This window comes from Frankia canadensis (assembly GCF_900197875.1).
Classification (GTDB): domain Bacteria; phylum Actinomycetota; class Actinomycetes; order Frankiales; family Frankiaceae; genus Frankia; species Frankia canadensis.
In genome coordinates this window covers 1-2,742 of sequence record NZ_FZMO01000350.1, presented here as the reverse complement: position 1 = coordinate 2,742, position 2,742 = coordinate 1, and the positions used below count along the sequence as shown (strand labels likewise).

At 75.1% G+C, this 2,742-nt stretch carries 3 protein-coding genes; 1 reads left to right on the top strand and 2 read right to left on the bottom strand.

The genetic code is table 11. The annotated features are described in order from the left end of the window. Nucleotides 1–360, top strand: a 360-nt coding sequence (locus tag C1A33_RS23420) for a lipopolysaccharide assembly protein LapA domain-containing protein (protein ID WP_341477260.1), incomplete at its 5' end; no start/stop codon positions are given. A 73-nt stretch (nucleotides 361–433) separates the two neighbouring features. Here C1A33_RS23420 and C1A33_RS23415 read toward each other — a convergent pair. Next, entirely contained in the window at nucleotides 434–940 is a 507-nt protein-coding gene (locus C1A33_RS23415) for a universal stress protein (RefSeq protein ID WP_243407871.1), read from the bottom strand. A gap of 72 nt (nucleotides 941–1,012) precedes the next feature. Then, a partial coding sequence (locus C1A33_RS23410; protein WP_133150801.1) for a WD40 repeat domain-containing protein occupies nucleotides 1,013–2,742 on the bottom strand: 1,730 nt, incomplete at its 5' end.

Here is a 2,742-nt window from a genome sequence, read left to right as displayed (position 1 = left end):
TCGAGTCGCCGGGATATGTGGCCGGCCGGCCGGCCACATATCCCGGCGACTCGAACCAGCCGCATCTGGGCGACGCTGCTGCTGTTCGCCCTCGTCCTCGTCTTCCTGCTGATCTTCATCCTGCAGAACCAGGCGGACGTGAAGCTGTCGTTCCTCGGTGCGCACGGCTCGATGCCCATCGCTGTGGCGATGCTGTTCGCCGCCGTCGCCGGCGCACTGCTCGTCGCCATCCCCGGCGTCGGCCGCATGATCCAGCTCCGCAGGATCGCCCGCCACGGCGTGCCGCCGTCCCCTCCAGCCCAGGCGGACGGCGCGGCAGGCCGGGATCGAGGCCGGCTGGGTCGCACCAGGTCGCGCTGACGACGCCGCACCGGTCCCGTCCAGGCCGAAATCCCTGATCGTCAACGGCGTCGGCAGCCACCTGGGCCGACCGCTAGGGCACGACGACGACCGGCCATTTGCCGCTGCGGACGAGCCGGCCGGCCAGCGAGCCGACGAGCCGGTGCCCGGCGCTCTCGGATGCCCCTACGGCGACCATGTCGGCCTGCACCTCGGCGGCGGTGCGTCGGATGCCGTCAAGCGGGTCGCCCGTGCGGATCAGGAAGCGGACCGGAATGCCGAGTTCCGTGTACCGCTCCTGGATGAGCGTTCGCACCTCGTCGGCGACCGCGTCGACGATCTGCGCCGCCGCCTCGCCGAGGGGCGCCGGCGACACCGCGGCCCACACCGACGGCGACGCCACGTAGACGATGACCAGCCGCGACGACTGCCGCCGCGCGAGCCCCGCCGCGAAGGCCGCCGCCCGCATCGACGTCCGCGAGCCGTCCACCCCCGCGACGATCGACCGTGGGCCGTCCGTACCCAGCTCGAACATGCCTGGTTCCCACCGCGGCCCGTAGTCCTCGACCACCAGCACCGACGGCCCTACCTCTTCGTCCACGACCCGGAGTCTGGCGCACCCGGTCGGTGGGCACGGTCGGTGGGCACGGCCAACGGGCACGAACATGCCCCGTCACGGGCAGGGGCGCTGGTACGGCAGGCCGTCGAACGCGCTGGTCCACTCGCCGGCGCTGATCTGGTTCGCCGGGTCGGCGCAGGCGCTGGCGGCGAGCTGGGTGGGGTCGGCGTCCCACAGGCGCAGGGTGCCGTCGTGCCCGGCGGACAGCACGACCCCGGTCCGGCCGACGAACGCGACCGCGCTGATCGGCCGGGTGTGCCCGTGCCACTGGGCGAGCAGGACGGGCGCGCCGGCGCCGTCGACGCTGGACAGCCGCACCGTCTCGTCGTCACCGGCGGACGCGACGAGGCCGCCGTCGCCGCGGGCCACGCTCGCGACGCCACCGAGCTGCCCGGGGATGATCGACCGCTGGGCCGGCCGGGCCGGATCGGTCACGTCCCAGACGCGCACGGTCGCGTCGATCCCGCCGGAGACGAGCGTGCGGCCGTCCGCGGTGAAGGTGACGGCGCGCACCGCCCGGTTGTGCCCGCGTAGTGCCTGGCCTCGGGTGGGGCGGGCGGCGTCGCTGATGTCCCACAGATCCACCGTGCCGTCCTCGCCCGCCAGCGCCAGCAGGCGGCCGTTCGGCGTGAAGGCCAGGGAGTAGACACCGCCGGTGGCGGTGTCGGTCCGGGAGCGCGGCGTCGGGGCAGCTGGGTCGGTGACGTTCCACAGCGCGAGAACGCCGTCGGCGCCGCTGGAGGCGAGGGTGTTGCTGTCGGGGCTGAAGGCGAGGGTGCGCACCACGTCGGTGTGCAACCGGGCGATGGACCAGCGGTGGATGTCCGTCGGGTCATGCAGGTTCCACAGCCGGACGCTGCCGTCGGTGCTGCCGGAGGCGAGCAGGTCGCCGCCGGCGTTGAAGGCCAGCGCGTTGATCCAGCCGATGCTGGTCACCGAGACGAGGCGGGTCAGCTCGGTGCGGTCCCCGACCTGCCAGACGGTGATGACGCCGTCGGTGCCGCCGGTCGCGACGCGGCGCCCGTCCGGGCTGACGGCCACGGCGAGCACCGCGTCGGAGCCGGACTCGACAGTGGTGGGGGTGATGTCGCCGCCGAACAGGGCGATCATCGCGGCTCGGGTCTCCGGGCGGTCCGGGGCGGCGTGGAAGGCGGCGAGCGCGAGCCGGCGGGCGAGGGCGGGATCGCCGTCCTGCAGGCTGATCGCCCGCGTCGCCACCGCCGCGGGCACGTTGCCTGCCGTCGGGGCACCCCGATCCCGACCGGCCAGCACCACGATCACGCCGGTGACGATGCCGATGACGGCGACGATCGCGACGATCAGCCACGGCCTTCGGCTCGGCCCGCGCGCGGCCGGTCCCGCGCTCGCCGTCCGATCCGGCCCGGCTGGCGTTGCGGCGGACGCGGACGCCCGGCCGGAGGCCGACGACGGTGGCGTGGCGGCATCGGCGGGCTGCACCTGGGGCAGACGGTCGGCGGGAACGATCCCGGTCGGCACCTCGCTGACGTCGGCCGCCCCCCGAGGCCCGGCTCCGCGGCGAGCCTCCTCCAGGCCCCAGACGGTGACCAGTCCGTCGTCGGCCCGGTGCAGGGACCAGTCGTCGGCCGGCCGCCAGACGGGATGCTCCCCGGACGGGTTCGCCTCTCCGGACGGGTTGGCCTGCCTGTACGGGCTGGCATCCCCGGACGGCCAGGCCGTCCCCGGCCGTTGCGCCGCCGCGTCCACCCCGCCCGCTGGGGCCTGCGGGGTTGCGGGGGCCTGCCCGGCGGCGCAACGGCCGGGGA